Genomic DNA, 6,414 nt, shown 5'->3' with positions numbered 1-6,414 from the left:
CAAGTGTAATATATTCTTCCTGCAGCTTTAATTTCGGCGAAATTCCGAACACATCGATTCCTCCCTGTTGTATGCCAATTTGGGTATAAATACCATCGGAACCGTTTCCAACTTCTTCTTTTCCGGTGAAGATTTCCGTGTTTCCCAAATCCCACGCAGTTTTTTTCAATACCTCCTGATTTTCAATCTCCAGGCGTGCCGATTGTATTTTCGGGTAACTTTCAACCGCAAGTTCACTGGCTTCCTCCAGTGTAATGGCGGGCAGGTTCCTGAAAATTGAGTTGATGGAATTTGAATTCTCCTGAGCTTTTGTTGCAGTAGGCAAACCTATTAATCCGGCAGCAATTAATAACACCATTAATGTTTTCGCTGATGCCGTTGGCTTTATCTTCTTTTTACCCCTTGATTCTACGAAAGTATAGAGTATTGGCAGTACAATAAGTGTTAATAATGTAGCCGTAAGCATGCCTCCAATAACCACAGTAGCTAACGGGCGTTGTACTTCGGCTCCTGCAGATGTTGAAAATGCCATGGGTAAAAACCCGAGTATATCTGTAGAAGCTGTAAGCATAATTGGGCGTATTCTTTCCTTTGTACCGGTTAAAATCCGTTCTCTGATGTTAGAAACTCCTTCCATTTTCAGCGAATTAAACCGGTTGATTAAAACCAGGCCATTGAGCACTGCAACTCCAAAAAGTACAATAAACCCAACACCGGCCGAAATACTAAAAGGCATATCTCTTATCCACAAGGCATACACACCGCCAATGGCTGCCAGTGGAATAGCAATGTAAATCATAATGGATTGTGTAAAGGATTTAAGTGCAAAGTAGAGAAGCACGAATATGAGAAAGAGTGCGATTGGCACAACAATCGATAAACGGTTTTTAGCACGCTGCAGATTTTCAAATTCTCCACCATAGGAAATATAATAGCCAGGCGGAAGTTCAAGTTCTGCATCCAGCTTTTCCTGGATATCGGTTACTACCGATTCAACATCGCGTCCCCTGGTATTAATTCCTACATAGGTTCTGCGATAGGTATTTTCACGGGAAATCTGCATAGGGCCCGGAATATAGTCGATATCGGCTATTTCTTTAATTGGCACCTGTGTGCCGTCGGGTAAATCAATAAAAAGCTGGCGCAGGTCGTCAATACTCTTCCGGTGGGATTCATCGAAACGGATAACCATGTCGAACCGTTTTTCCCCTTCGAAGATGGCTCCTGCTACTCCTCCGGCAAAAGCGGTGCTTACATACTCGTTGGCTTTTTGAATATCCAATCCGTATTGGGCAATTTTTTCGCGGTTGTAGCGAACGGTCATTTGCGGCAACCCCGATGTACGCTCCGGGCTCACATCGCCTACTCCAGGAATGGTTTGAATAATTTCAGCCATTTGCTCCGATTTCTGCGCAAGTATATCCAGGTCTTCGCCAAACAATTTTACGGCTACATCTTCACGAACCCCTGTAAGCAATTCGTTGAAACGAAGCTCAACCGGTTGGCTAAAAACAAGGTTTACACCGGTTAATTTTTCATCTAGGAGTTCTTTTATTTTGCCAATCAGCTCCTCAGTAGATTCTGCGCTTGTCCATTTATCCATGTCCTTTTCGAGGATGATAAATAAATCAGCGATATCCATGGGCATGGGGTCTGTTGGAATATCGGCCACCCCAATACGGGCCAGGGCTGTTTTTACTTCAGGAAAATTTTCCAGTAAAAGCGTTTCAATTTCGGTGGAAACATCTATTGCTTCACTCAACCCACTCCCCGGGCGAATTAAAGCCTGCATGGCAATATCCCCTTCATCTAACTGGGGCACAAATTCACCTCCCATTCGCGAAAAAGTATATACGGTAACGCTCAGTATCACGATGGATAGAATGATAACTACGGCTTTGAAACGTAAAGCAATTTTTAAAAACGGAAGGTATACCCGATGTATACCGCCAATAATTTTCTCACTGAGCGTTTCCAGTTTCCGTTCAAATTTTCCAAACCAGTTCTTTTTGTTTTGAATCGGCTTCATAAACAGGGCCGACATCATGGGCACATACGTGAGGCAAAGAATAATGGCGCCAATCATTGCAAATCCGAAGGTGTATGCCATTGGCTGAAACATTTTTCCTTCCACGCCAGTTAGAAAAAGTATGGGGGCAAAAACAATAAGGATAATGATTTGTCCGAAAAAGGCTGAACCCATCATGGTGCTTCCTGAATCATAGGCCACCTCGTCCATTGTTTTCTGGTTAAAAATATGCTTTCCGGCTTTTATACGTTTTTGTATTTCATACACCGTTCCTTCAATAATAATTACCGCGCCATCTATGATGATTCCAAAATCAATTGCTCCCAGGCTCATCAGGTTGGCCCATACATTAAACTGTTTCATTAATATAAAAGCAAAAAGAAGCGAGAGGGGGATAGTAGTGGCAGTGATAATACCGCCCCGCAGGCTACCCAGCAATATTACCAGCGCAAATATCACAATCAATGCCCCTTCCAAAAGGTTTTTCTTAACGGTATCTGTGGTTCTGGCAATAAGCTCGCTGCGGTCGAGAAAAGGTTTAATTTCCAGTCCTTCGGGCAATGATTTCTGGACTTCTGTCATCCTTTCCTTTACATTCTTGATTACAGCATTCGGGTTCTCTCCACGGAGCATAAGTACCATTCCCCCAACTGCTTCATGCCCATCCTGGGTGAAAGCGCCGTACCTTACCTGGCTTCCAAAGTGAACCTTTTCCGCTATGTCCCTAATCAGGATTGGGATACCATCTTCATTCCTGATAACGATATTACGGATATCATCAAGCGAACGCACCAGGCCTTCGCCACGAATAAAGTTGGCCATGTTGTTTTTTTCGATATATGCGCCCCCGGTGTTTACATTATTGCGCTGCAACGCTTCAAACACTTCAGAAATAGAAACATTGATAGCATTGAGTTTTTCGGGGTTAATGGCAATTTCATATTGTTTAACTTTCCCTCCAAAGGCATTTACCTCTATCACGCCGTCCACCATTGCCATTTGCCGTTTTACAATCCAATCTTGAATTGTACGGAGTTCAGTTGCAGAATAAACGGTGTCGTAACCGGGCATGGGTTTGATGGTGTATTGGTAAATTTCTCCCAGGCCTGTGGTAATTGGCCCCATTGAGGGGGAACCAAATTTTTCAGGAATTTGCTCTTTTACTTCGTTGAGTTTTTCCGAAACCAGTTGCCGGGGCAGGTAAGTCCCCATCTTGTCCTCAAATACAATGGTTACTACTGAAAGGCCAAACCTCGATATGGACCTTATTTCTGTTACCCCCGGCAAATTTGCCATTGCCAGCTCCACCGGGTAGGTCACAAATTGTTCTATGTCTTCTGTGGAAAGGTTTTCGGACACGGTAATCACCTGCACCTGGTTGTTGGTGATATCAGGCACCGAACCGAGATTTACCGTGGACATGGAGTATATCCCCACTCCAATGAGGGCCAGCGTAAGCAGCCCTACAATAAATTTGTTTTTTATTGAAAATGCTATGATTCTGTTTATCATTTCCTATTGATTTTATTTGTTAAAACTCTATTTATTTCTTTGGTCATAGTATTTGTTCATCGTTTCTTGATTTTTAAAATAAACCAATTCCGGTTTTCCTTTTTCTTTTAACCCGATTAAGGCATCAGCTTTGTTAATTGAATCGCCCGAAAAAGCATCGGGCACCATCGCAACTTCCATAAAGTACTCTGTAAGGTGGTTAAAACATTTCTCGCTGCAGAAATAATACACCTTGTTTTTATATATGACTTTTGAAGATTTATGTAACTGTAAGTTGTCGCCGTTCATGCAAGCCCATTCGCCGGGAACTTCATTGTCATACCACGCCCATTTGTGATACAGAAACCGGGTATCGCACTTGTAGGTATAAAAAATTAGGACAGAAATTGTTGCGATCATCAGTAAACTGAAACTGACAATAAGTGTTCGATTAAACTTTTTATTCTCGATTTTTTGTTTTTCCCGTAATTGTTGCTTGCTTAACTTCTTCTTTTTCATATCAAAAAGATTAAGTAAACATATAGGCCGGCTGTTTTACCGGTCTGTTAATTCAAACAAAAGTTAAGCAATTGCAGGAGGCGCCCGGAGTGAGTGAGCGGTATAGAAGAATTGTTTTATGAAAATGGCATGATTGCCAAAGATAGTTGTGGTAATGTCTTTTACAGGTGGAATTTCACTTTGAACAATAATTCCAGCCGGGAAGAAATTGAAATGGTCAGATAAAGACTGATTTAATGATGTAGTGCTTGTCTTTTCAGACACCAGAATATTAAATGCATGACAATGCGTGTCTGGTTTTTCCGAATTTTGCCCCTGAACAGGAGTTTCACAGGCTGCTTCCTCTTCTGATGAGTGTGTAATCTCTAAATGGTGATGGTGCGGCACAACAGTATGGGCCAAAGTAATCAGCCCTGCCAAAAAGGTAAAAAATCTTTCTATATGTTGTCCTTTAAAAATCAACCGACTATGATATTAAAAATCAATTAATAAAATAATGACAAAGATAGAAAAAATATTTCTGCAACCAAGTTGCAGAGTTTATTTGTCGCAATTGGAACAAACTCCTTTCACTACCATATTTACGCTTCCGAGGGAAAAGCTACTGGGGAGGTTTATTGTTGGAACAGGAATGTCGTTTAAACAAAAGGTTTGATTGCAGTTTGTGCAAAGAAAATGAACATGCAGGTCATCGGGTTGGCACTCGCAAGCTTCCTGGCACAAGGCGTATTTTACAGAGCCCGAACCATCTTCAATCGAATGAATCAGTTTGTTTTTCTGAAATGTTTTAAGCGTACGATACAACGTTGCCTTATCGGCTTTTTCAAATTTTTGTTCTAATTCTGGCAGGCTGATAGCTGTTTTTTGTTCGGTTAAAACCTGTAACACCAATTCGCGCATGGCGGTTGGTTTGATATTGCGGGATTGGAGTTTGTTGTCTATGTCCTTTTTCATTATACTAACTTTAACAATCTCGGTTTGTTCAAAGCTTAAATGTAACAATTATGCACCTGTGCGTAGGCAGAATTGCAGCTCTTTTTCAAGCCTTTGGTTTGGGCGTTGGCTTGTGGGGGCTTGGAAATGTGCTGCAAGGTGGATGGGGTTTCTTTTTTTGATCGGGGGAGGAAAAAAGCAAAATAAATTCCTCCAAGTTTGCACTGTCCTATCATAGGATTTCTTTTTTTTCGCCTTGTTGCTAACGTATTAGTATTTTATCCAATGTTCTTAACGAACGATGTTAAAAGTAGGAATAATCTTCGATTTGATCAGCAGTTTTTTAAACGAGCTGATGAATAGTGGATAAAATTAAGTTGGACTGTTCCCCGCGCCGCTATGGGCCTGTTATAACGAAGGTTCGTGTTTTTAAATGTCAATTGAGTGGTGATGTTGTTGCTTTGAACTGATTTCTTTCTCATTTCGCTTTTGTTTTGTTTGCTTACGGGCATAACTTTCCCGTTGCCGTTTTCCTTCCGCCTGATTGTTTTTTGTCCGTTGACTTCAATGAACGTTTGCCGGGGTTGTGGTTAGGCGGTGTTGTTCAACGATGCCGGCCTCATTCTTCCTGTTTTACAATTTTTGCACTGTGAGGGATCATTTCCGCTGATCAGGTGCCAGGCTTCCCATGCGTTCAGTCCTTCCAGTTCTGACAGGTACTGAGGCTTGTCGATCAGGGACAGGCATTGCTCTTTTTTAGCTTGTGCGTTTGCCGAAGCCAAAACTCCGAAGTACCTGATTTTGTAAAAACCCAAAGGAAGTACATGAAGCAGGAACCGTTTGACAAAGGTTTCACCATCCATTGTCATTTCCCGGTTGTAGTGGCCTGTTTTCGGATTCTTGTAACGAAAACAAACTTTCCCCTGTTCGAAGCTGCAAATACGCTGATTGCTTATTGCTACCCGGTGCGTGTAGCGCCCAAGGTACTCCAGCGCCCGATCGGCGGTTTTCCCGGTCTTTTTGGCATATACAACCCAGTCTTTGGCATAGAGCTTTTGTTTCAAGCTTTCGGTGTTAAATCCCTCGGGAACATCAAGACGGCTGTTTTGAAGCAGATTTAGAAGCGACTCGCAAAACCGGGCGCGAAAGATTTTGGACAAAACTTTAACCGGTACTAAAAATTCTTTTTTCGGGCGAATCCATTCCATCCCGTCATCCGACAATCCACCGGACGGAACCAGCATATGAACATGCGGATGGTAAACCAGGGTGGATGACCAGGTATGCACTGTGCCCCGGCACCATCGCTCAGCCTCGCGAAACCGCTTCCTTTATTCGTCTGGCTGCGCCCACGAAACCAGTCGCTTTTTCGCTTGGCTTCACTCCGAAGCCGGGCTGCACCCCACGGCAAGAGTCGCTCCGTTTGTTCCGCTTCGCTCCAC

The 6,414-nt window shown here is 42.7% G+C and carries 5 protein-coding genes and 1 pseudogene; all 6 read right to left on the bottom strand.

What is annotated here, in order from left to right:
• Window positions 1–3,541, bottom strand: a 3,541-nt coding sequence (locus NC99_RS07895) for an efflux RND transporter permease subunit (RefSeq protein ID WP_053181919.1), incomplete at its 3' end; no start/stop codon positions are given.
• 27 nt (window positions 3,542–3,568) lie between these two features.
• A complete protein-coding gene (locus NC99_RS07890; protein WP_053181916.1) occupies window positions 3,569–4,039 on the bottom strand; it encodes a hypothetical protein in 471 nt (156 codons plus the stop codon).
• A 63-nt stretch (window positions 4,040–4,102) separates the two neighbouring features.
• Complete coding sequence (locus NC99_RS07885) at window positions 4,103–4,501, bottom strand: hypothetical protein (protein WP_053181913.1); 399 nt, start codon at window positions 4,499–4,501, stop codon at window positions 4,103–4,105.
• A gap of 78 nt (window positions 4,502–4,579) precedes the next feature.
• Window positions 4,580–4,993 (bottom strand): Fur family transcriptional regulator, encoded by a 414-nt coding sequence (locus NC99_RS07880; RefSeq protein ID WP_053181910.1) that lies wholly within the window; start codon window positions 4,991–4,993, stop codon window positions 4,580–4,582.
• A gap of 569 nt (window positions 4,994–5,562) precedes the next feature.
• Window positions 5,563–6,261 (bottom strand): annotated as a pseudogene (locus NC99_RS07875) (IS91 family transposase); the annotation flags it as partial.
• A partial coding sequence (locus NC99_RS22090; RefSeq protein WP_162231176.1) for a hypothetical protein occupies window positions 6,147–6,414 on the bottom strand: 268 nt, incomplete at its 5' end. The pseudogene NC99_RS07875 and the gene NC99_RS22090, both read right to left, overlap by 115 nt.

The sequence above is a fragment of the Sunxiuqinia dokdonensis genome (genome assembly GCF_001270965.1).
GTDB classification, from domain to species: domain Bacteria; phylum Bacteroidota; class Bacteroidia; order Bacteroidales; family Prolixibacteraceae; genus Sunxiuqinia; species Sunxiuqinia dokdonensis.
The sequence above is the reverse complement of the archived record's forward strand: the minus strand, read 5'-3'. Positions and strand labels throughout refer to the sequence as shown.

Bases quoted from the DNA above. Each gene is read 5' to 3' on its own strand.
- NC99_RS07890 (WP_053181916.1), bottom strand. From the start codon at position 4,039: ATGAAAAAGAAGAAGTTAAGCAAGCAACAATTACGGGAAAAACAAAAA.
- NC99_RS07880 (WP_053181910.1), bottom strand. From the start codon at position 4,993: ATGAAAAAGGACATAGACAACAAACTCCAATCCCGCAATATCAAACCA.